This is a genomic window from Clostridioides sp. ZZV14-6154 (assembly GCF_020657785.1).
Classification (GTDB): Bacteria; Bacillota; Clostridia; order Peptostreptococcales; family Peptostreptococcaceae; genus Clostridioides.
Genome location: NZ_JAGWCY010000001.1, coordinates 400,540 through 423,085 on the forward strand (window position 1 = coordinate 400,540; position 22,546 = coordinate 423,085).

The 22,546-nt window shown below is 27.1% G+C and carries 24 protein-coding genes and 1 pseudogene; 11 read left to right on the forward strand and 14 right to left on the reverse strand.

The genetic code is table 11. The features are described 5' to 3' along the window. The first annotated feature begins 56 nt into the window (after window positions 1–56). On the forward strand, window positions 57–530 hold the full coding sequence (locus tag KGF45_RS01845; protein ID WP_227829956.1) for a DUF2798 domain-containing protein: 474 nt from the start codon (window positions 57–59) through the stop codon (window positions 528–530). Window positions 531–1,065: 535 nt separating this feature from the next. Here KGF45_RS01845 and KGF45_RS01850 read toward each other — a convergent pair. Further along, complete coding sequence (locus tag KGF45_RS01850; protein ID WP_227829957.1) at window positions 1,066–2,277, reverse strand: diaminopimelate decarboxylase family protein; 1,212 nt, start codon at window positions 2,275–2,277, stop codon at window positions 1,066–1,068. Between the two features lie 488 nt (window positions 2,278–2,765). Here KGF45_RS01850 and KGF45_RS01855 point away from each other — a divergent pair, with 488 nt between their 5' ends. Then, window positions 2,766–3,368 carry a flavodoxin family protein gene (locus KGF45_RS01855; RefSeq protein ID WP_227841675.1) on the forward strand — a complete coding sequence of 201 codons (603 nt, stop codon included), beginning with the start codon at window positions 2,766–2,768 and terminating at the stop codon, window positions 3,366–3,368. Between the two features lie 141 nt (window positions 3,369–3,509). On the opposite strand, the gene KGF45_RS01860 is transcribed toward KGF45_RS01855, so the two are convergent. From KGF45_RS01860 to KGF45_RS01870, 3 genes are all read right to left on the reverse strand, one after another. Then, complete coding sequence (locus tag KGF45_RS01860) at window positions 3,510–5,258, reverse strand: cell wall-binding repeat-containing protein (protein ID WP_227841676.1); 1,749 nt, start codon at window positions 5,256–5,258, stop codon at window positions 3,510–3,512. Window positions 5,259–5,507: 249 nt separating this feature from the next. Beyond that, window positions 5,508–5,969, reverse strand: coding sequence for a methyltransferase family protein (locus tag KGF45_RS01865; protein ID WP_227828541.1), 462 nt, complete (start codon window positions 5,967–5,969; stop codon window positions 5,508–5,510). An 88-nt stretch (window positions 5,970–6,057) separates the two neighbouring features. Beyond that, window positions 6,058–6,948, reverse strand: a complete 891-nt coding sequence (locus KGF45_RS01870; protein ID WP_227828540.1) for an MBL fold metallo-hydrolase — start codon at window positions 6,946–6,948, stop codon at window positions 6,058–6,060. A gap of 147 nt (window positions 6,949–7,095) precedes the next feature. Between KGF45_RS01870 and KGF45_RS01875 the strand changes: the two genes are divergently transcribed. Continuing rightward, window positions 7,096–7,956: a YitT family protein gene (locus KGF45_RS01875; RefSeq protein ID WP_227828539.1), complete on the forward strand. Its 861-nt coding sequence runs from the start codon at window positions 7,096–7,098 to the stop codon at window positions 7,954–7,956. A 303-nt stretch (window positions 7,957–8,259) separates the two neighbouring features. Here the strand turns inward: KGF45_RS01875 and KGF45_RS01880 are convergent, their stop codons facing one another. After that, on the reverse strand, window positions 8,260–8,604 hold the full coding sequence (locus KGF45_RS01880; protein ID WP_227841677.1) for an SdpI family protein: 345 nt from the start codon (window positions 8,602–8,604) through the stop codon (window positions 8,260–8,262). A gap of 328 nt (window positions 8,605–8,932) precedes the next feature. Between KGF45_RS01880 and KGF45_RS01885 the strand changes: the two genes are divergently transcribed. The 3 genes from KGF45_RS01885 to KGF45_RS01895 all read left to right on the forward strand — a co-directional run bounded on the left by KGF45_RS01885 (window position 8,933) and on the right by KGF45_RS01895 (window position 11,234). Continuing rightward, on the forward strand, window positions 8,933–9,499 hold the full coding sequence (locus KGF45_RS01885; RefSeq protein ID WP_227828538.1) for a TerD family protein: 567 nt from the start codon (window positions 8,933–8,935) through the stop codon (window positions 9,497–9,499). Window positions 9,500–9,540: 41 nt separating this feature from the next. Then, window positions 9,541–10,122 (forward strand): TerD family protein, encoded by a 582-nt coding sequence (locus tag KGF45_RS01890; RefSeq protein ID WP_227840383.1) that lies wholly within the window; start codon window positions 9,541–9,543, stop codon window positions 10,120–10,122. A 794-nt stretch (window positions 10,123–10,916) separates the two neighbouring features. Then, the gene (locus KGF45_RS01895) at window positions 10,917–11,234 is read left to right on the forward strand and encodes a hypothetical protein (RefSeq protein ID WP_227840384.1); all 318 of its coding nucleotides are present in this window, start codon (window positions 10,917–10,919) and stop codon (window positions 11,232–11,234) included. Window positions 11,235–11,425: 191 nt separating this feature from the next. Here KGF45_RS01895 and KGF45_RS20420 read toward each other — a convergent pair whose 3' ends face one another. From KGF45_RS20420 to KGF45_RS01925, 7 genes and pseudogenes are all read right to left on the reverse strand, one after another. Next, window positions 11,426–11,659, reverse strand: coding sequence for a cell wall-binding repeat-containing protein (locus tag KGF45_RS20420; protein WP_227841678.1), 234 nt, complete (start codon window positions 11,657–11,659; stop codon window positions 11,426–11,428). Between the two features lie 224 nt (window positions 11,660–11,883). Further along, window positions 11,884–12,450 carry a hypothetical protein gene (locus tag KGF45_RS01905; RefSeq protein WP_227828531.1) on the reverse strand — a complete coding sequence of 189 codons (567 nt, stop codon included), beginning with the start codon at window positions 12,448–12,450 and terminating at the stop codon, window positions 11,884–11,886. A 441-nt stretch (window positions 12,451–12,891) separates the two neighbouring features. Then, window positions 12,892–13,110 carry a hypothetical protein gene (locus KGF45_RS01910; RefSeq protein ID WP_227840385.1) on the reverse strand — a complete coding sequence of 73 codons (219 nt, stop codon included), beginning with the start codon at window positions 13,108–13,110 and terminating at the stop codon, window positions 12,892–12,894. 18 nt (window positions 13,111–13,128) lie between these two features. Continuing rightward, complete coding sequence (locus KGF45_RS01915) at window positions 13,129–13,884, reverse strand: DUF1835 domain-containing protein (RefSeq protein ID WP_227841679.1); 756 nt, start codon at window positions 13,882–13,884, stop codon at window positions 13,129–13,131. Window positions 13,885–14,266: 382 nt separating this feature from the next. Next, window positions 14,267–14,392, reverse strand: a pseudogene (locus KGF45_RS20010) (ORF6C domain-containing protein); the annotation flags it as partial. Between the two features lie 49 nt (window positions 14,393–14,441). Next, window positions 14,442–14,639, reverse strand: a complete 198-nt coding sequence (locus tag KGF45_RS20015; protein ID WP_413894761.1) for an ORF6C domain-containing protein — start codon at window positions 14,637–14,639, stop codon at window positions 14,442–14,444. A 170-nt stretch (window positions 14,640–14,809) separates the two neighbouring features. Continuing rightward, window positions 14,810–14,968, reverse strand: coding sequence for an ORF6N domain-containing protein (locus KGF45_RS01925; protein WP_227841680.1), 159 nt, complete (start codon window positions 14,966–14,968; stop codon window positions 14,810–14,812). Window positions 14,969–15,860: 892 nt separating this feature from the next. Here KGF45_RS01925 and KGF45_RS20425 point away from each other — a divergent pair. Together KGF45_RS20425 and KGF45_RS20430 are read left to right on the forward strand one after the other, a co-directional pair. Then, a complete protein-coding gene (locus tag KGF45_RS20425) occupies window positions 15,861–16,022 on the forward strand; it encodes an agmatine deiminase family protein (RefSeq protein WP_227840391.1) in 162 nt (53 codons plus the stop codon). A 202-nt stretch (window positions 16,023–16,224) separates the two neighbouring features. After that, window positions 16,225–16,389 carry an agmatine deiminase family protein gene (locus KGF45_RS20430; RefSeq protein ID WP_227842009.1) on the forward strand — a complete coding sequence of 55 codons (165 nt, stop codon included), beginning with the start codon at window positions 16,225–16,227 and terminating at the stop codon, window positions 16,387–16,389. Window positions 16,390–16,918: 529 nt separating this feature from the next. Here KGF45_RS20430 and KGF45_RS01940 read toward each other — a convergent pair. Further along, on the reverse strand, window positions 16,919–17,506 hold the full coding sequence (locus tag KGF45_RS01940) for a LysE family transporter (RefSeq protein ID WP_227828529.1): 588 nt from the start codon (window positions 17,504–17,506) through the stop codon (window positions 16,919–16,921). 107 nt (window positions 17,507–17,613) lie between these two features. Between KGF45_RS01940 and KGF45_RS01945 the strand changes: the two genes are divergently transcribed. Continuing rightward, window positions 17,614–18,501 (forward strand): LysR family transcriptional regulator, encoded by an 888-nt coding sequence (locus KGF45_RS01945; protein ID WP_227828528.1) that lies wholly within the window; start codon window positions 17,614–17,616, stop codon window positions 18,499–18,501. A 125-nt stretch (window positions 18,502–18,626) separates the two neighbouring features. Here KGF45_RS01945 and KGF45_RS01950 read toward each other — a convergent pair whose 3' ends face one another. Next, a complete protein-coding gene (locus KGF45_RS01950) occupies window positions 18,627–19,532 on the reverse strand; it encodes a LysR family transcriptional regulator (RefSeq protein WP_227841681.1) in 906 nt (301 codons plus the stop codon). Window positions 19,533–19,659: 127 nt separating this feature from the next. On the opposite strand from KGF45_RS01950, the gene KGF45_RS01955 reads away from it, so the two are divergent. Continuing rightward, window positions 19,660–21,291, forward strand: coding sequence for an FAD-dependent oxidoreductase (locus KGF45_RS01955; RefSeq protein WP_227841682.1), 1,632 nt, complete (start codon window positions 19,660–19,662; stop codon window positions 21,289–21,291). Between the two features lie 2 nt (window positions 21,292–21,293). Continuing rightward, on the forward strand, window positions 21,294–22,241 hold the full coding sequence (locus KGF45_RS01960) for a 4Fe-4S dicluster domain-containing protein (RefSeq protein WP_227841683.1): 948 nt from the start codon (window positions 21,294–21,296) through the stop codon (window positions 22,239–22,241). Window positions 22,242–22,546 lie beyond the last annotated feature (305 nt).

Below are 22,546 nucleotides of genomic sequence, written 5' to 3' on the forward strand. Positions count from 1 at the left end.
ATTTTTCTTCATGTATAATCCTAATAGAAATAAATTACACTTGGAGGTAAATGAATATGCCACAAAATAGAAAAGAAAGTTTAATATTTACAGTGATTATGTGTGCCTTTATGGTATTTTTTATGAGTGTCTATAATGTCTCTTTGCATGAAGGCCTTTCGCTAGAAACTGTAAAAAATGCTTGGATGAGTTTTCCACTAGCATATGTAGTAGGTATGATTTTTGATTGGTTTGTTGTTTCTAAAATTGCTAAAAAAATCGCATTTCGCATTGTAAATCCAGAAAGTAGACAAATTGCAAAGGCCATTGTTATATCAAGTTGTATGGTATGTGGAATGGTTATATGTATGTCTTTATTTGGAGCCATTGAATCAGTTGGTTTTTCTAGTACAATCTTATTTGTATGGGTTGTTAATATATTCAACAACTTTATTATTGCATTGCCATTACAACTACTAATTGCAGGCCCTTTAGTGAGATTTGTTTTTAGGAGGTTATTTCCTGAAGGAACAATTGTAGATTGTTTATAACTATACAAAACTACATAAGACTTTATACTATAAGTATACTTATCCCAAATCAAGCTACTACACTATACAATAATTTTTAATTAGTGGCAAATAAATTTGTTACCAAATTTATTTGCCATCAAATTCATCGTTAATTATATTTTAGATTTATGAAATTCCATTCAAATTTATTAAATTTAATTTTCACATTATGTTCAAATTCACTCTTGGCAATGTATTTTTCATTTTGTAGAATCAAGTAAAAATTTTATTATATAGTAGACTCCCACTATTTTCATACTTACTCCCCTCTAAAAATAAAGTATGCTTATCATAATCAGTCATTACCAGTTAATCTATGATATAGGTGACAAATTAAATTCTTTTATGAATATTTTAATAGGTACTTTCGATAATTCTGAACAACACGAGGAATTACAAAATAGAAGAATCAAATTGACTTCTTATGAGATTCCAAATGGTTATGATAAAATAGCCTTTACTTATTAAAAATTAGGAAATATAGAATATTCCAGTTTGAAGATTTCAGAAAAATTCACTCAATCCACCCATCTTTTTTTTTATAATATTGTCTAGGAAATTCATAGTTTGAAAACATTAATGGAGATAGAGAATACGAGTAACTACCAGCATTATTAATTGAAACCACATCTCCTATAACTGCCTTTTTTAATTTAACATTATTGGCTAATACATCTAATGATGTACAAAGATTTCCAACTATTGTTACATACTCTTCTTCTTCTGAACTACTTAATACTGAAAAAGAAAATGCATGATTTGATGTATATAATGGTTCTTGCCCTTCTAATTCTACACCACAAGTTACTTTCTCAATTAAATTAGAAATAATAGGTCTCATAAATCCATTAAGACCATTTCTTACAACAAGATACTTTGTCCCTCTTGATACCTTAATATCGACAATTTTAGTATAGTAATTGCCTGATGTGCAAACTACAAAACGACCTGATTCAATAAAGAGTCTAGCCTTTAATGTATTTGCATTAGTAGAAACAATCTTTTCAGTTAATATCGAAAGCTTTTTAAAATTAACTGGACTTTCTTTAAGATTGTCATATGCTACTCCAATACCACTACCAAAATTTATAAACTCAATGTTTATATGTTCACTTTTATTTAAATTTAATGCTATGAGAAAACATTTTTCATAATAACATCCTAACTTTTCAAAATCTAACACTTGAGATTTAATATGTATATGTATCCCAACTACAGATATATAGTTACAAAGATTTAATATTTTAAAAACATTATCTATATCTTCTATATCAATACCAAACTTGCTTGATATAGAGCTATCATCATCCATAGTAAAATCAGGATTTATTCTAAGACCTATTTTAATTTTTTTATTATGTTTTTTTGATATTTTATTTATAAGTTCTATTTCTGTTATACTATCCGCAATAATTATACACTTATCTAAAACAGCTTCTATATCTTCCTCTGTCTTTCCTGGTGCAGAATAGTAAATATTATCTCTAACCACTCCACATTCTTTTGAAATCAATACTTCTTTCATTGATGCCGCATCTGTTCCAAACCCTTGTTTAGCAATACTTTTCACAATTTTATTATATGGATTTGTTTTTATGGAATATAAAAAGTCAAAACCTAAAATATTATTTTTTAACTCCATACATCTTTCGATTATATTAACCTCATCATATATATAACATGGTGCATGTTCTTTTATAAAGTTATATTCTTGATTTAAATACATATTTTATACCTCCATGGTTATAGATGATTTTATTAATTAAGTTCCTATACTAATTATAATATATTTTACTATAGAAATAATTTATTTCAACTTTGTTACAGATTAAAAAAGTATATTGTTGTTAATGTATTCTCGTAGTATCCTAAGTTTATATTAAACTTTAAAATTGTGAGGTTATATATGAAATTTTTAATAGTCTTTTTAGCATATTTTTTAATGTATATTTTACTGGTACGTATTGGAAAAAGAATTAATAAAGTATATCCATACAAAAATCATATTTTTACATGGATGATTTTAATTTTACTAGCATTCTACATAGTTACTAATATTGCTAGTTTTCTAAAAGTACTTCTTTAGACTATTGGTTTTAAACTACCAAATAAAATAAAAATCATTCTATGTAATATATATTTAAAAAGTTTTTATAAAATCTAAATATTACTATATGATTAAAAATTATTTTAAAATAATATGGAGGTGTTAATATGAAAGTATGTATTCTTATGGGAAGCCCTAAGAAGAATGGCAATACAGCTTCTATTTTAGAGCCATTTATAGAAGAACTAGAAAACTATAATGCAAATCTTGAAATGTTATGGTTATATGATTATCAAATAGAACCTTGTATTGCCTGTAAAAAATGTCAGAAAAATTTATCTTCTTTTGGATGTTGTCATGATGATGATGTTCATAAAATTTTCAAAAAAGTTCTTATGTGTGATTTGATTATTCTTGCAACTCCAATTTATTCTTGGTATTGCACTGCTCCAATGAAAGCTTTGCTCGATAGATTGGTATATGGTATGAATAAATACTATGGTGATGAAAAAGGACCAGCACTATGGTCAGGAAAATCACTAGCACTTATTACAACTTGTGGATATAGACCTGAAAAAGGAGCTGATATCTGGGAAGATGGTATAAAGCGTTATTGCAAACATTCACAGTTGAAATATATAGGAATGCTTGTTGAACGTGATTTAGGTAAACCTAATTTTATGGATACTGAAAAAGAAGAACACTCTCGTCAATTTGCAAAATATATTTGTAACATTGTACATAATTCATCTAAAGCAGATAACTATTAACTATACTACAATAAAATACTATTTTTTTGAGACACAATTTTTTATTTACAGTTATCTAAATTTTATAACTTAATAATACAAATAAAACAAATAAAGCTTATATAATTTAAAAATTATATAAGCTTTATTTCCACCTGTATTTTAGTTTTGAAATGATATATCATTTATACCACTATTTTTCACCTCTATAATTGGATGTCCATTACCTAAAGTATAATCATTAGACCAACCTTCTGGTAACTTGTTTAATCCTCTATCACCCAATTTTAAGTGTAAATTTGATGGTTCTTTTTTTAATTTTAATTTAAATACACCACTAAATATATCTGTGTCATCTTCCCCAAACACGCTTATATTTCCATTTATATTTGTAGCAGTTACCTCAACAACACCATTATTAGCTCTAAACTTTATTTCAGACAATATAGATTCAGCAACTACATTTGAAACTCCATTATTAATATTTATATTAAAAGGATATGTTATATCACTACCTTCAACTTTTACAGTTCCATTATTAACATTAATTGTAGCTCCTCCTTTGATATTATAAACTCTTACTGACCCATTTCCAGTATCTATCTTAAAATTAGAATAAACTCTATCAGGAATTCCTATCTTTAATATATTTACCATCTTATCTTTACTTGCATTTATAATATTATCACCATTCATATCTTCTACAGTATTATCTGTATTTTTTTCTATTTTTTTCTTAGCACTTACAACCATCTTACCATCTTTTACATTATTAGAAGATTCTTCTTTATTTAAAGAAAAAGTACAATTTTTTTCATTGCTAACACTAACATAATCAAATTCAAATTTATTAGTATCTGTCTTTTCAATAATTACACCTAAATTATCCATCTCTATAGACATTTCAGATACTTCATTTCCATCAATTGTAGTTAAATGTTTTATTATATTTGGTGTTATGTCCATGTCACTATACTCTGCTATATCTAAACATTGTTTATATGTATTTGAATCGATTCCTCCAACTTTAATTATACTTTTAGCTCCTTTTAATATGCTTTTATTACTTCCATCAGCAACTAAAACGATTGGTTTTTCTTTTGCTAGAGGAGATAATGTCAATGCATCTATTAATTGATATCCTTTTGTTATGTAAAAACCATTTGCCCCATTATAAAACTTTTCTATTACTTTTTTATTAGTTTCAAATCTATCATTTCCCCCAACTCTAGTTGCATTGGTCTCTTTTATTAACTTTTCATCTATTGCAGAACTACCTCCTATAGCATAAACACTTAACTCTTTAGTACTAAACGGAATTTTTTTACCATCTGTAAGTATTATTGGCACCTTATTTTTTGCTGCTACAGGTGCTATACTCATAGCATCAGCCTCACCGACAAATCCATTTGTCATCATAACTTCTTTTACTTTACTAACTTCATTTATTTTTTTTGCTACATTGTAACTAGTTTCAATTCTACTATTTCCACTTATTCTTTCTACTTCAATATTTTTTCTTTTTATATCTTTTTCTACTGAATTATCAATTGTATTATAACCACCAATTATATATACTTTTTTTACGACATTCAAATTCTTATTATTTAATCTATTTAATGTCGCATTTGGCAGTTCATTTTTTTTAGTTAAAAGTATTGGAGCATTGATAGTACCTGATAGTCCACTTGATGAAAGCCCATCAGATAAATTTTCATCTCCATTAACTAATATTACAGTGTCATAAGTCTGCTTATCTGCTATAAGTCCTGCTGTTTCATATCTATCAGTTCCTATTATAGAATCCTCTTTAATTTGTGCACTTGCAGTTAAACTATTAAAAAGAAATAGAGTCAAAGCCAAAGTTGATATACCTATTTTTTTACTGAATTTTTTGAACTTTTTATTCATAATCCCTACTATTTCCCCCTTCTTATAATTAATTATTTTTTTAATTTTTATAAATTTACCTCTTTATTTACAAATTATAGCATAATTTTATAATTAAATAGCTATTCTCTTAAAATTATTTAATATAAAAAAGCTGTATTTCTATTTATTAATTAATAGTCAAGTAAGTAATAAATAGAAATACAGCTTAAAATATTCGACTTTTTACCAAGGTTATTTCATCTGATTAATAAACTAGAAATTTACACTTTACCAAATATAAGGTATAATACGATATTTCGTTTTTTGACAATATTCCTTATATCCATCAAGTTCAGCACTAAGTAACTTCTCTTCATCTAATATCCGAAACACAATTATTATGCATAAAGTAATTGCAGCAATCATTCCCCACCATGAATTCAGTGCTAGAGGTGTAAAAAGTATAATTAATATAGCACCTAGATACATAGGATGTCGCACAACTGAATATGGTCCATCAGTAATCACTTTTTGATTACTCATAACAGTTATAACTTTTGATGTAAAGGAATTGTATCGAAAAACAAAGAATACAATTATAAATCCAATTAAAATAAGTACATCTGATATTATTGTCAAAATAAGTGGAATACTAGACCAAGCAAAGCGGTTATCTAGAGCTGGTACTCCTAGCAATCCAAATAAGAAAAGAAATCCAGCAATACTTTGACCAAGTATTTGTTGTGGCAATTTGATGGCAAATTTTATTTTTATCTCTTTTTTTCGAAGATACTTGTATTAAAATATTTTTATTGCATAGTTTGATATTTTTCAGTATTTATACAGCTTTTATCATCATCTTGCCACCATCAAATACATATTCAACCATATTGTGTTCATATAAATATGTTATATAAGAACGTATTGTACTACCAACTAGAACGTATTGATTAGCATCTAATTTAACGTTGTACACATCACACATTTTTTCAATGACTTCATCAATCATAATTGGTTCACAACAAACCTTTTTAATATTAGATATTATCTCTTCCATCTTTTCTTTATTGACATCAATTAAATCTTGTATACTTGTAGTCTTGACAGAGTGACTTGGAACAAAAAAATCTGCATCAAGAGTTTTCATTTTTTCTAACGTTTTAAATTGTAAATCTATATCCAATAAAAAAAAGAAATGATATTTACTAATTATATTTTCTGGTGTAAGGCTATCTGCAACAAACAAAACATTATCTGGAGTTCTAACACCAATCATTTCAAAATAATGACCAGGAAGAGAAATCGCTTCAAGTTCTGTATCTAAAATTTTCCCATTTGAAGGTATAATATAATCAACTTCACTCTCTTTTGCTAATAAAAATTTATTTTTTAATGCTTTACTTGGATACCCTCCATACAAAAATGCTGATTCTAATATTGGATTTTCTGTAAAGTATCCTTCTATTTTAGTTGTAGCAATCTTGCATTTTGTTTGATTTTTCAAATATGCATTCCCTCCTATGTGGTCTGCATTTGAATGAGTGTTTATTATTAGTTTAGGATTTAAATTATGCTCCTCTAATAGTCTAAGAACTTGTCTGGCTGTATCTTTGTTATTTCCACTGTCAATTAAAATTGCATTATTTCCATCTACATATACACCTACTATTGTAGGAAGTGGGATATAATATGTATTTCCTTCTATATGTTCTAAAGTCAGTTTAGCCATTTTATAACCTCCCTTAAATTTATTTTTAATTATAGCATTAATTTTCAGAAAATTCCAATCAAATTATTTTTATAATATGTTTTTATTTTTTTTATTAAAAATTGGAAAAACTATATGATATATATTATAATCTATATATAAGGAGTGATGTTATTGAAAAAAGATAGAATAACTTTTTCAGAAATTTTAATATTAATTGTAGGCTGTATATTAATGGCAATTTCTCTTAACATGTTTTTTAATCCACATGCAATTGCTGCTGGTGGTATAACAGGTCTTGGAGTTGTTTTAAATTCATTATTTGGTGTACAACTTTGGATTGTCAATTTACTTTTAAATATACCTCTATTCATATTTGCTTACAGAATACTTTCAAAGAAAGATTGCTTTAAAACAGTCTTAGGTATAATTTTTCTTACTATAGCACTTAAAGTTACTGCAAATATGACTACACTAGATATTACAAATGATATGTATCTTGCAATTATATCTGGTTCTATTTTAATGGGAGTTGGTCAAGGCCTTATTTTTAGAATAAATGGCTCTACAGGTGGAACCGATTTGATGGCACTCCTATTAAATAAATATTTTCCTACACTTAGTATCCCTGTTTTGATGGGTATTGTCGACTGTGTTGTAGTAGTACTATCGGGAATAGTAAATAGACAAGTTGAGATTGCACTTTATTCAACTGTAGCACTATACATTTTAGTAAAAATTAGTGACTTACTTATTGAAGGATTTAATTATTCAAAATCATTTACTATTATATCTGACCTTTCATCAGACATAAGTAAAAGAATAATGGAAGATTTAGATAGAGGCGCAACTATTCTAAAAGGCGAAGGTGCTTATACTGGAGAAAATAAAAATGTACTTTTGGTTGTAGTTGAGAAAAAAGAAGTTGTTGAACTAAAAAAATTAGTGAAAAGTGTCGATCCTAATGCATTTATAATAATTACAGATATACATGAAGCTTTAGGAAATGGATTTAAAAAAATAGAATAATCACAAAAACAAATAGCAAGCATAAATTTCAGATATAAAAAACTTATATTTTTATATTTGAAAATTGTGCTTGCTGTTTTTCATACAATAAACAATCAAAAAATACACCACTTAGATTTAATTTTAAATTTATCTCATTGTGCTAAATTTACATTATTTATTAGTTTAATATCTATATTTTATATACTTTCCTATCAATATAAATTTAAAATAGATTAATTACATTGACACAAATCTGTATAAAATATATGTTAAATTATCTACTACTATAATAAGTAATTGTAATTTACATATAAATTACGATTACTTATCTATAAATTTCTTTTTTATCTTACTATCAATGACAGGTATAGGAATTATCATCCCAATTATACTGATTAAAAGATTAATCAAACTTAAGTATTCAGGTCTAATTTTTATGAAAATTTTATTCAAACATACAACAATTACTAAAAATAATCCTATAATAATCCATATATTTGCTCCACAATTATGGGCATAGTCCCAAGCTTCTTGAGATTTCATTGATTGATTAGTTCTGTATCCATGAAATTTATTTATATCTTTTGGAGCCCTATACTTATATAAAAAACCTATTAAGATGATAATTGCAGGTATTATCATATCAATAATCCAAAATATATCCATTATAATTATCCCCCAACTTTATATAGACTTCTATACATATAATCTTATCTACAAACTACAAGTTTTTATAATTATTATTCTCCATTATATCATTTATTGAATTTTTTAACAATTAAACGAAATATAAACTTAAACACCTATGCAATTACTAATTATAAAGTATTTTAAAATTACACAAGACCTATATTTATGGATTATAAGATATTTATATAATAAATGATTCATAAATATAGCCAAATTGGTCTAAATATGTATATAATAAAAATAATATGATGATTATATTTAACACTGTCAATAAAACTAAAAATATTAAAAAGGAGAACTTAAAATGAGTGTTAATTTACAAAAAGGACAAAGAGTAAGTTTAGTAAAAGATGCTAATCCTGTAAAAAATTTAGTTGTAGGATTAGGGTGGGATATGAACAAACTAGGTAAGAAAAACTATGATTTAGATGCATTTGCAATAGCATTAACTAATGAAGATAAAATGAAATCATCAAAAGACTTAGTTTATTTTGGACATCTTAAACATCCTTCTAAATCTATCATACATACTGGTGATAACTTAACTGGAAGAGGCGAAGGAGACGATGAACAAATAAATGTTAATTTAGGTGAGATACCTGAATATGTACACAAAATAGTTTTTGGAGTTTCTATATACAGAGCTAAAAAAAGAAATCAAGATTTTGGCCAGATGAATAATTCTTTTATAAGGCTAGTTGATTCAAATTCTAGACAAGAATTATTTAAATATAACCTTCAAGAAGACTTTTCTGGTAAAGTAACAGTTTTGGCAGGCGAAATTTATCGCAGAAATGAAGAATGGAAATTTAATGCCCTAGGAATTGGTCAAAATGAAGAGCTTCATGAATTAACTGATATATATCGTTAATACTAACTATAATAAAAAATTTATAAAAGGAGTTGTTTTAAATGGGTATAACTTTAGCAAAGGGACAAAAAGTAAGTTTAACAAAAACTAACCCAGGTCTTAAAAAAGTAATGGTAGGATTAGGATGGGATACTAATAAATATGATGGTGGTTTTGATTTTGATTTAGATGCTTCTGCATTTTTAACTGGAGCTGATGGTAAGGTAACAAATGATGGAGATTTCATATTCTATAATAATTTAAAACATGCTTCTGGAGCAGTTGAATACATGGGAGATAATAGAACAGGAGTTGGAGATGGTGATGATGAGCAAATAAGTGTTGACCTATCTAAAATACCACAAAACATTGCAAAGATATCATTCACTGTTACTATAAATGAAGCTACTACAAGAAGACAAAACTTTGGACAAGTTGAAAATTCATATATAAGAATTTATAATGAAGAAACTAATGAAGAGCTTATCAAATATGAATTAGGTGAAGATTTTAGTATAGAAACAGCAATAGTGGTTGCAGAGTTATATAAACATAACGAAGAATGGAAATTCAATGCCTTAGGTTCTGGTTTTGAAGATGGTCTTGCAGGATTATGTGGAAATTTTGGTGTTAATATAGGCTAACAAGTAATTTAAAATAAAAAGGATATTTTTAAATTATATTAAATTGATTTGTTAATTTTAAAAAAATACAAGTATTTAAAAAGTTTTCAAAACATTCTTTGACCATATAATACTTAGTAAAAAAATAGAAATATGCTATTAGCACAACTCTAATAAGTATGTTTTCTGTTTTTAAGATTTGTCGTAGGATATTTACGTATTCTACGGCTTTCTTATGCGTAAATCTTATCAACAAAATTAAAGTACAAATATCCAATTTAACACAAATACAGTATTCTCATTCAGAATAATCAACTTAGAGTTGTCTTGGTCTTTTTTGTAGCTGTAGTAATATTAAAATAACTCTTTACTTTTGTTTTCGTATTCATGTTTTATTGTGTCAAAATTTTTATCATATTCCTATTTTAAAATATAGTCACTAATCTACCTCATCAATCACGATTTTAGAAAGTGGTGAAAAAAATGAGAAGATAAATTATACATAAGTTACTTTGATGAAAATAAGGAGAACAAAAACCAAGTGGCATTCCTTTGACAGAATCCTATCAGGATGAACAATATATCACTACTTTTCTTCCAAAGCCTAAATTGAAATTTTCTAATACAGCTATAACATGTCTTATGTTTTAGTATGATAATTTTCGTTCGTTTTATTATTACAACTTATACTATAGTTTTATGTGCTTTGTTAATATTTGTAATATTTTAGACACTCTTTATACTTATGTCACTGATATACTTTGATTAAGAAAAGTAAATATAAATAGAATATATTATAAAGGAGATAATGTTATATGGATTTTTGGAACAATACACTTTTAAGTATGGGCGTAATATTTACAATAGGAACTACAATAAGATATTTAATTAAAGGTAAAGATAATTATTGTAAGAAAAAATATTTAGATAAGTTAGAGTTGAAGTATGGAAATATAGATAGAGAAAAAGCTATTAAACTAGAACTATTTTTTAACTATTTAATAAGTTTAGAATACATAATAATGGGTTTATTAATAAGAAAATTTGATACTGCAATAATATCAGTGATATTGGTATCTATTATAACACTAGTATCTTATTATTTAGTTAGAAAGAAATATATAACTCTGTAAGAACTAATAAGATTGATTAAATTAAGAAAAGAAGGTAACAACTAACTCTAGTTGCTACTTTCTAGTCTATTTAACTAAGTTTTCTATTTCACTAAAAGCTTTTTCATTTCCATTTCCTCTAATTTGAGTTATATATCTAAATTCTTTCTTATTTATTAAACTATTCTAGATATCTCTTATATCATCTCCAACTAATATACAGGTGATTCTGTCTTACCTGTAAGAGCTCCTACTGATAAAGCATCAACTAAATCATTTTCCCTATTTTCTCCATTTTTTACAATATATAAATTATCTAAAACGTCATTATCATAAAAATAATCTATTACTTTTGAATTAGTTTCTGTTCTATCTTCTCCAGCTATTTTAATTACAAACGGAAGTTTATCTTCAATATCTTTATTAAATAAACTATCTCTACTCACTACATATGATTTTGATATATCTTAATTGTCAATTAATTCTTCTATTGCTTTCATATCATCATTTTGATTAAGTTGCTCTGGTATAAAACTTATTAAATTATCCATTTTTATTCCCTCTAAAGTATAAAACTCAACTTAAACAGTCAATATCCTTCAAAAATTATTCCACAGTTACAAAATAATACAAACTTTCACTAAAAAAAGAACTCTTGTTATTGAGTTCTTTAATACGCTTTTATGGGTATCCTAAATTCTTTTGTTTCCATATTATCAGCTGATAATACTACTTCTATATACGCTTCTTTTTTAAGCATAACACAATTTTTAAAATTAAATTGTTCTATTCTAAAATTTATTCCTTTATGAATTGTAGTATTATCTTTTGGGTGCCATCTAAGTTCTTTATTTATTTGTTCAAAATTATTATTTTCTCCAATATCTACTTCCATATTAATAAATTTCAAACTTAATATAGGGCTTTTTGCAACAATAGTACTTTTATTTTCTATTACAAAATCAACTAAGTTGTTACTATGAATTTCGGCATAAACATTAGATTTATCATCTATCTTATTTGAATTAAGTCTAATATATCCATTACCATTTTCATAATAATCACCAGCCATATTATTCTCATTATTTCTTCTATATTTTAATATCAATTTGGCTTGTTTATTAGATTCCATAAAAGCCATAATTGATATAATTAAGGCTGCTATTGCTGCAAATGATGCAATTACAGAAATTATATTTACATAGTTACCAAGAAATTCATTAAACTGATTGAGCATATCTTTTTCTCCTTAAAAACATTCCTTTATCTTATTATAGTTGTATAATATTTTTTACATTTATTTTTAATTTATTACACAAACTTCTTGTATAAAAAAAGACCACCTATAAAGATGATTCTCTAGACTAAGTATCTATGTTTTTGTTTATACTCTGTAACAGCATCATTTCATGCATCTTGCTCTCTTATTCCCTTTTCTCTAGCAATTCTTTGTGCTATCTTTCTAACTAATTCAGCACTTTTTAATATTCCTATACTAACCACTTCCTTATCTCTATTCTACATTATACCATATAATAAAGAATAAAGCTAATTCCTATTAAGTTCTGTTACTCTGTTTCATAAATTCAAAAACTTAATCTCATAACATATTTACCATTCTCATTTTAATTTATTGTATAAAAAAAGGCCACCTACTAAGATGACCTTTTAACTTAATCTATTTTTTATCTTTACACCACTTCTTATTGGTATCATCTTTTATGTAAGTTCTAACTATTTCGCCACAGTCTAAACATAAGTCAGAATATGTTTTTGAGACCTTAGATGAAAATCTTGTATTATATTCTAAGCCAGTTCTATATATAACAAATCCTGATTCACTGACTGTAGAAATACCTTGCTCTATATTCTCACTACCACAATTAGGGAATTTCATATTTATACCTCCAAATAATTAAATTTTTCTTATCTCATTATCAGAATAAAAATCATATTTACTTCCTTTTATTTCTATTATTTTTAACTTTGATAACTCCACTATCCTCCAAAGTATAAACCAATCTTTTACACGCATTCCATCTTCAAACATACATTCTGCAACAACTCCAATTAAAGGTTGACATTTATCACTGATATTTTTTAGTATATATTTATCAAAATAAGTTTCTTCAACACTTTTAATTTCTTCCCCTACTAAGGCTCTAAGAGCAGCATTTTCTTTAACTAATATATCCCATTTATTTTTAATTTCTAACTTTTCATTAAAGCTAATTTCTAGTGCTTTATCTAAAAAGAATGGAAAATCTTCTGGAGCCATTTCACTAGTAAATGAATATTTAGTCAGACCGTCTTCTGTCTTTTTTTCATCTATTAATACAATTTTTATATTTTTATCTTGAAGCTTACTCACTACATAATATAACCCACACAAATCTTTTGGATTATTTGCACACCATATTATTGTATCTCTATGTTTTACTAATTTTCTATCTTCTAGTAAATTTGCTTTAAATAATAATTTAGGATTGTTTTCAAAATCCTTTCTAATTTTAAAAATATTTTCTCTTAATTCATGATTATTTACATCTGAAATATCACCTATTGATAAATCATCTTCAAATGATACAATTTTATTATGTGGTATTAACTTTAACTTCATTGCTTCTTTTAATAAATAACAACAAACATCATTAAAACATATATGCGCCATACAATTCACCTCTTTGTACAATTAATAATTTATTATTTATTTTATTATAATATATAGACTGTACTTATTAAACAATTCTAAACTTTTATAATCTTTCATTTTTCATATAAAAAAGACTAAATTTTAAATAACTTAGTCTTTTTTAACAGTGGATATATATTATTAATGGATCAAGTTCTAGGAATTGGACCTAGATTAAACACCAGTCCTTACATGGTTAGTGGGGTTACCAAACCCCATGCCTTTAGACTCTGAATTAAGATACAAAACTGTATGAGATTTTAATCTCATCAAGTATTAATACCTTTTGAACATAATTAGAATTGAACTAACAGTGTCCTCACGCCATGCCTGTTCTGTTCACATAAGCTGTAGTAATACCTTAACTCTCTATTGATAACTGACTATTTAATAATCTTACTTCTTCTTCAAGAACTGTAGGCAATTTATAATTGTCTACTATTTCCAGTACTTTATCTAATTGACAACGCTTTATAGCTTTGTAACTATCTACTTTAAATTATCGCTTAATCTGATGATATATATCACTGTAAACTTTACCTTTTAGAGATTTTATCTTTATAAGACTTACTGCCATGACCATCAAGAGATTTTGTTGCTATTCTCTTAACATTTTTTACAATACTCTCACATTCAACATTAAATAGTGGTGCATCATCCATAAAGTTCTCTAATTTCTCATTAACACTCTCTATTTTAGTTTCTAAGTCAAATAATTCTGTAACTCTTTTGATGCACTTAAAAGAGGATTATTTAATTTTTTTCTCATAGAAAAATATCCATCAACTATCTTTTCATATTGCTCCTAAGCTTTATCAGCTTATAATATTTTTAATAGCTTTGAATAACCTCTTTCAGACAACAAATATATGTTATTTGCATTTGTATAAGATTGATTAGAGTATCACATTTCCAAACTCAGTGATTTTAAATAACTTAGTCGCTCAGAACTACTCACTAAAATATCTATACCATCTTTAAATCTTTTTATATTATTATTTATAAGTTCATTTACATGCTTAAGCTCTCTATTATGTATTTCAGCCATATCTTCTACTGACATTGCTTTCTTACCTTTTCATTTATAATCTATCTCTCCTTTTTCTTTTGAATAATTTATTTCAATTTATTTACAGTTCTCCAAAATCGGTTGCTATTATTAACAGCTCATATTACTCTAAGATTATACTAATTTATGAGGTGATTGTTTATGGACTATTATCCTATGCCAAAGTATTTAATAACTTTTTTAATTGCGATTTTTGTTTTTATTCCGATAAGTTCTATTTGTCAAAAGATATAAAAAAGTTTCAAATTAAAGAGATTTAAAAAGTTTCTTTTTTATTTATTTACATATTGTATTGGTTATTCAATTATTAGTTATTTATATTATTTTTTTACAATTTATGGTTAATATTAGGAGAATAAATTTATGACTGTATTTTCTTATTTGCAAGCATCAAATACATTTATCATTCTGTCTATAGTTTTAGGAATACTTATGACAATCAATGATAATAAAAAACAACTATTAAAATTTAAATTACTGAATTATTGTTTTTTTATATGTATGAGTATCTCTTATATTTTTTCTTTTTTAGTCTTTTTTCAAGATTTTAATTCAAATATATTAGAAATTATTGCTCATATTTTATCTATAATACTATTAATCGCTTGTAATAGAGTTTCGACTAAAAATGCTTTGAATACTAGTCTTTACACTTTACTAGCATTTTGGTTTAGCCCTCTATTTGCAATAATATTATTATTTTGGATACACAAACCTCACAAATATCTTAATAGTTAAACTTTTTATTTTTAGAAGGTAAAAAATATAATTGGTTAAATATACTTTGTACCTTCTAATTATTTTGTTTTAATTGATATGTCTATTGAATATAATATCAAAATGAGTTAGAGGGTATTTGGATTAAAATGACACAAACATTCCAGTCATCGATATCTCTGATTTCGTGCTTGAAGGTGGTTCCATTGAAATGGATGGTAATGGGACATTAATAGCAAGTCTTAGTTCTGTTGTCAGCAGAAACCAGAACCTTACTGTGAAGCAGGTCGAAAAATATCTTTTCCAGTATCTTAGTGTAACAAGTCACTGACAAGTACATCATCGATACACACATTGATGGAATTGCTCGCTTTCTTAATACTCACACTATTTTAACAGTGTCAAATGATGATTTTTTAGAGCTTTATGAAAACATCAACATGGATGATTATAGTACTATATAAAAGACCAAAAATACAAGTGGTGAAGCTTATGAAATTGTGTAACTCCCTCTAACTAAAAACATAAAAGAACTGGAGTACAAAGATTCTTACTTGAATTACTATATTAGAAATAAGGCGACACTTGTACCTGTATATGATGATGAAAATGATGGTGTTGCACTGGAAATCATATCAGAGCTTTACCCTAAAAGGAAAATTGCTCCAATCAAGGTGAACTCCCTTTTTCAATATTGAGGAATAATTCATTGTATAACACAGCAACAACCAGTGAGTAAATAGTAAAAGACTTGCTGTAATTTTGATATTGAAAAAATTGCAAAAAGTCTTGGCTTTGCAGTTAAAAGTTTTACCCGCGATTATGAGCAATTTACTGGAGTCTCGCCTTTTATCTGAATTTGAAAATTAACCAGATAATCTGCATAATCAAAAACCATGCTGCTGATTTTTAGGTCAGTAATATAGATTTTTGTCAGTCATAATACTGAACTTTCTTCCTTTGCTACTTAAAGACTCCTAAAGTCTTTCCTAGTAACACTCCTCTTAACTAATTTTTTTCTATATTTAAATTTAACACTTACTTAAGCTTATACTTTAGCTAAAATTAAACATCATAAAATAGCTATAAATATAATTAAAAAAAGAACCTTCTAAATCTACTTAAAGGCTCTAAAATAATTAGCTAATAGTATAAATCTAAAATTATGATTATAAAATTTAGAACGGTTAAACTTTCTAAATTTACTTACAATTTTTATGTAAAAAGTTATGCCAAAATTAACTTTAATGCACTCCAAACAAGTATCAGTGCCATAGTAATGTTAAACACCCTATAATATCTGTTGATATATTTTTTCAAAAATCCTCCTGCTAGAGCCCATGTTATGGTTCCAGAAATGCCTACAATAGAACTACAAATAGCAGTTACCAATAAAAATACAATCGACTTTGACACAGGAATTACATATCCCATATAAACAGTGATACCATACAAAATAATTTTGACATTGACAAATTGTAGAATAAATCCTGACCAAAAAGATTTTGTTTGTGTTTTATTTTCATCATTTGGTCTACTCTTCGCAACATGAATTGCCAAATAGATAATATATACAGCTCCTATGTATTTCATGGTATCAATTAATGTTGGAATAAACTTTGACAATCCAAAACATCCTAAAGCACATATAATCATAACACACACAAATCCAGCACTAATACCTATAATCATTGATTTTCCTTTTTGCCATCCATTATTACTTATTGTATTTAATGCAAGAATGTTATTTGGCCCTGGTGTAAAACCTGTTACAAAAGCATAAGGTAAAAAAGATAATAAAATTTCACTCAACACTTGTAATCACACTCCTTTTATATTATAATACTTTAAATTAAATATTTAAACAAATCGAAATATTTAAAGTTATACTTTAAAATTATTGAACTATACAGGAGGAAAACATGTATATTAAATACCTGCAAACTTTTAAGACTATTGTTGAAGAAGGTAGCTTTTCAAAAGCAGCAGACAAACTGAATTACACACAATCAACAATAACTTTCCAAGTACAACAGTTAGAACAGGAATTATCTGTACATCTTTTCGAAAAAATTGGAAGAAGGATGGTGTTGACTAAGATAGGAGAAAATCTAATCCCATATGTTAATGAAGTGCTCTCTTCATTTGATAAAATGAAAAACTTTGGTACAGACCTTTCTGAACTACGAGGGGATTTACATATTGCAATCGCCGAAACATTACTTTGTTATAAAATACCTACAATACTAAAACAGTTCCATGACCTTGCACCAAATGCTCGCTTGTTTCTTCGCTCAATGAATTGTTATGATATAAGAGATTCATTACTATCAGGAAGTATTGATTTGGGACTATTTTATCAAGACATTGGTGGAATTGGAAATTCTATTTATACCTATCCAGTTGGAGAATACTCACTTACATTAGTGTCTTCACCAAAGATAAAAAATCAGTTTCCAGATTTTATTACTCCAAATCAACAATTAAAAATACCATTTATAATAGATGAGAATAACTGCATTTTTAGACAGATATTTGAGACATATTTACGAGAAAAGGATATTACTTTAGACCATACAATTGAACTTTGGAGTATCCCAACAATTAAAAATTTAGTGAAAAATGATATGGGTATATCTTATCTCCCCACATTTACGATAGAAAGTGAAATTAAATCAGGAGATTTATGTGAAATTAAAACAGATTTAAGTAGTAAAACTATCACAGCTGTATGTGCACATCATAAGAATAGATGGATTAGCCCTCTTATGCAGTTATTTATTGATTTAGTTACTGCAAATGAAAAATAGTAAAACAATAAATATATAAAAAAAATAAATATGACATAATTAACCACTCAACTTCTCAATTTAAAACTTTGTAGTTATGAATATGCTTTAGATATGAAAAAGAAGGTAACAACTATACTTAGTTGCTACCTCCTAATCTTCTTTCTCATTTCTTTTTTCCCAAACTCTACTGAAATATCAAAAAATGATGATATATTCTCAGTAAAAAACTTATTTTTATGATATGCAATATCAAATGTTCTGCATAAGTTAATGCCTTCAATATCACAAGACCATAAAAGATTTTTCTTTAAGTAATCTTCAACAAGAAGTTCAGATATAACAGCAATACCAAAATTATCTGTAACTGCTCTCAGGATAGCTTCAGAATTATAACATGACCATCTAATATTCATTGGTATTTTTAATTCTTTCAATTGATTTTCTAGTTGCGCTCTTGTTCCACTTCCCAGTTCACGCATAATTAATGGCTGGTTTGAAAGCTCTGAGACTTTTACTGAATCTCGATTGTAAAATTTATGCTTATTGGAACATACAAGTACAAGATGGTCCTTAATAATGCTTTTTACCACAATATCTGGATGATTAATCTTACCTTCTACAATTGCAATATCTAATTCACTATTAAGTAATTTTTTTACAATTAAGCTTGTATCTTCAACAAACACTTCAGGTTCTACTAAAGGGTTTCTTTTATATAACTCTAATATTATTGGACTTATTACACAAGTACCAACAGTTACTGTTGCTCCAACTCTTATTCGAATATTTTTAGCACAATGTTTCATACAATCAATCATCTCTTCATTTATAGATAAAAGATGCTTTCCATATCCTAGAAGCTTTTTTCCTGCTTCAGTTAAGTATAGTTTTTTTGAAATTCTATCAAATAATTTAACTCCATACTCTTTTTCTATTTCCGAAATAACTTGACTAACCGACGACTGCGTAATATACATATTTCTTGCAACTTCACTCATTTTACCACATTCAGCAACCCTTACAAATATCTCCAAGCTACGAATAGTCATATTATCACGACCTTACCAAATATTAGTAAATACTTATGATTTTATTAACATTTTAGTATTTTACAAATACATTGTCAAGAACTATAATTTTAGCATAGAGTTATAAAAAGGATTGGAGTGTGATATTGTGAAAGTATTAATTATAGGTGGAGTTGCTGCTGGAACAAAAACTGCTGCAAAAATAAAACGTGAAATGGGTGACAATTGTTCTGTTACAATCCTAAATAAAGGCGAACATATTTCTTATGCAGGCTGTGGCTTACCATATTATGTTGGTAAGGTTATTGAAGATAAATCTTCTCTAATTGTAAATACACCTGAAAGCTTTTCTAAACTAACAGGAGCAGAAGTTCGCTGTGGAGTTGAAGTTACATCTATTGATAGAAAATCAAAACAAGTAATTTTGAAAAAGATTTCAACAGGAGAAGAAGAAACTATCAGTTATGATAAACTTGTAATTGCCACAGGAGCAGACCCAATAAAACCACCAATACCTGGAATCGACTTATCTGGAGTATTCTTCATGCGTACTCCAAATGATGCGATAGCATTAAGAGATACTGTGGAAGATGGAGTCAAGAGAGCTGTTGTTATTGGTGGAGGCTTTATTGGTCTTGAAATTGCTGAAAATCTTTCTGCTATGGGCATACGTGTAAGTGTTATTGATATGGCTGAACATGTTATGCCTGGATTTGATACCGACTTTGCTGAATATGTTGAAAATCATATGGCTGATAAAGGTATCATGATTTTCACAGGCGACCAAGTTATAGGTATTGAAGGTGAAAATAAAGTAGAAAAACTTCGTACCAAAAATAGAGTTATTAAAACAGATTTAGTGGTTATGTCAGTTGGAATTCATCCTAATACAGCCTTTTTAAAGAATACGGATTTAGAATTTGCTCCAAATAAAACACTTATAGCAGATGAATTTATGCTTACAGCAGATGAAAATATATATGTAGTTGGAGATTGTGCTTATGTAAAAAATGCTTTGACAAATAAATCTACATGGTCACCTATGGGTTCATCTGCAAATCATGAAGGTAGAATTTGTGCTCAAAATATAGCCGGAAAATCTAAAACTTATAAAGGTGTTCTTGGAACAACTGTAGTCAAATTACCAGAGCTTAATGTAGGAAAAACAGGCTTAAGCAAAGAATCAGCTAAAAAAGAAGGTTATGATGTTTGCTCTGTTACTATAGCTACTGATGATAAGGCTCATTATTATCCTGGTGCATCTAATTTTATAATAAGAATGGTTGCTGAAAAACATACTAGAAAGTTATTAGGTGTTCAAGTTATGGGCCCTGGTGCAACTGATAAGATAGTAGATATAGCTGCTACTGCAATAACTTTAGGATCAGATCTTTATTCATTAGAAAGTATGGACCTTGCATATGCACCACCTTTCTCAACAGCTATTCATCCTTTTGTAGTAGCAGTAAACGTGTTACAAAATAAACTCGATGGAGATCTTGATAGTGTTTTACTTGATGAAATTGAAGATTTTGATAGCTGGACTAAACTTGATGTTTCAAAAGTTCCTTCTATTCCTAACCTACGTTATTTACCGGTTGGTGAAATTAATGGAGAAATTGAAGGTCTTTCTAAAGATGAAAAGATTCTTCTTATATGTGCAAAAGGTAAAAATAGCTACATGGCTCAAAATCGTTTGAGACGTTTTGGTTATACAAATACAAAAGTCCTTGAAGGTGGAATACTATTTTATCCAAATCTTAAAGTAATGGAGGATTAATTATGAATAATATTACAGCAGAACAAAAAAAGGAATTAAAAGGTAGAGGTTTTTTACCAAGTAGGGATGGAGAACATTTTGCTGCACGTATAATAACTGTAAATGGTGTAATTAACACATCACAAACAAAAAAGATTGCTGAGGCTGCCGAAAAATTTGGAAATGGTCAAGTAGCATTTACTACTAGATTAACAGTAGAGTTACCTGGTGTAAAGTTTGAAGATATTGAAGCTTTAAGTGAATTCATTGCCAGTGAAAATTTAATCACAGGTGGAACAGGTTCAAGAGTTCGTCCTGTTGTAGCATGTAAAGGAACTGTTTGTGTTCATGGGTTAATTGACACACAAGCACTAGCTACTGAAATTCATCAAGAATTTTATAAAGGTTGGTATGATGTAAAATTACCTCATAAATTTAAAATTGGTGTTGGTGGATGCCCTAATAATTGTATTAAACCTGACTTAAATGACCTCGGAATTGTCGGTCAACGTGTACCTGATTATGACCCTGAAATATGTGTTGGATGCAAAAAATGTTCTGTTATGGAAGTCTGTCCTGTCAAAGCAGCTAAATTAACAGATAAAGGAAAGCTTGAAATAGATAATAATTTATGTAATAACTGTGGTAAATGCATAGAAAGTTGTAATTTTGACAGTATTGAAGAAAAAGAATCTGGCTACAAAATATACATAGGAGGAAAATGGGGCAAATCTGTTCGCCCTGGAACACAAATTGATAAACTATTTTCAAAAGAGGAACTTATGACTTTAATTGAAAAAGCTCTTCTTTTATTTAGAGAACAAGGTAAAACAGGTGAACGTTTTGGAATTACTATTGACCGAATTGGTGTTGATAAATTTATAGAAATGCTTTTATCAGATTCTGTATTGGAAAGAAAACAAGCTATACTTGATGCTCCTTTACATCTTAAAGGTGGAGCTCAGTGTTAATAATACGTATTTTAAATTTAATTTTTAAAAGCATATTTAGTGTATATAAACAACCTATATAAAAATAATAGATTAGTTATATGCCAGATAGATATAGATACAAAGGATTTGTAAATATACATTCTTAATGCATCTTTATAAATCCTTTCTTTATCAAAACTGTATACTTATTTTATTCTAATTATATAAAAATATATAAGAACTAAAAAGAGTTAATAAAAGTAATAACCATTTTATATTCATATTTTTATTAACTTTATATACTTTATTAATGAATATATCTATATCAAATTCGTAATTATTGA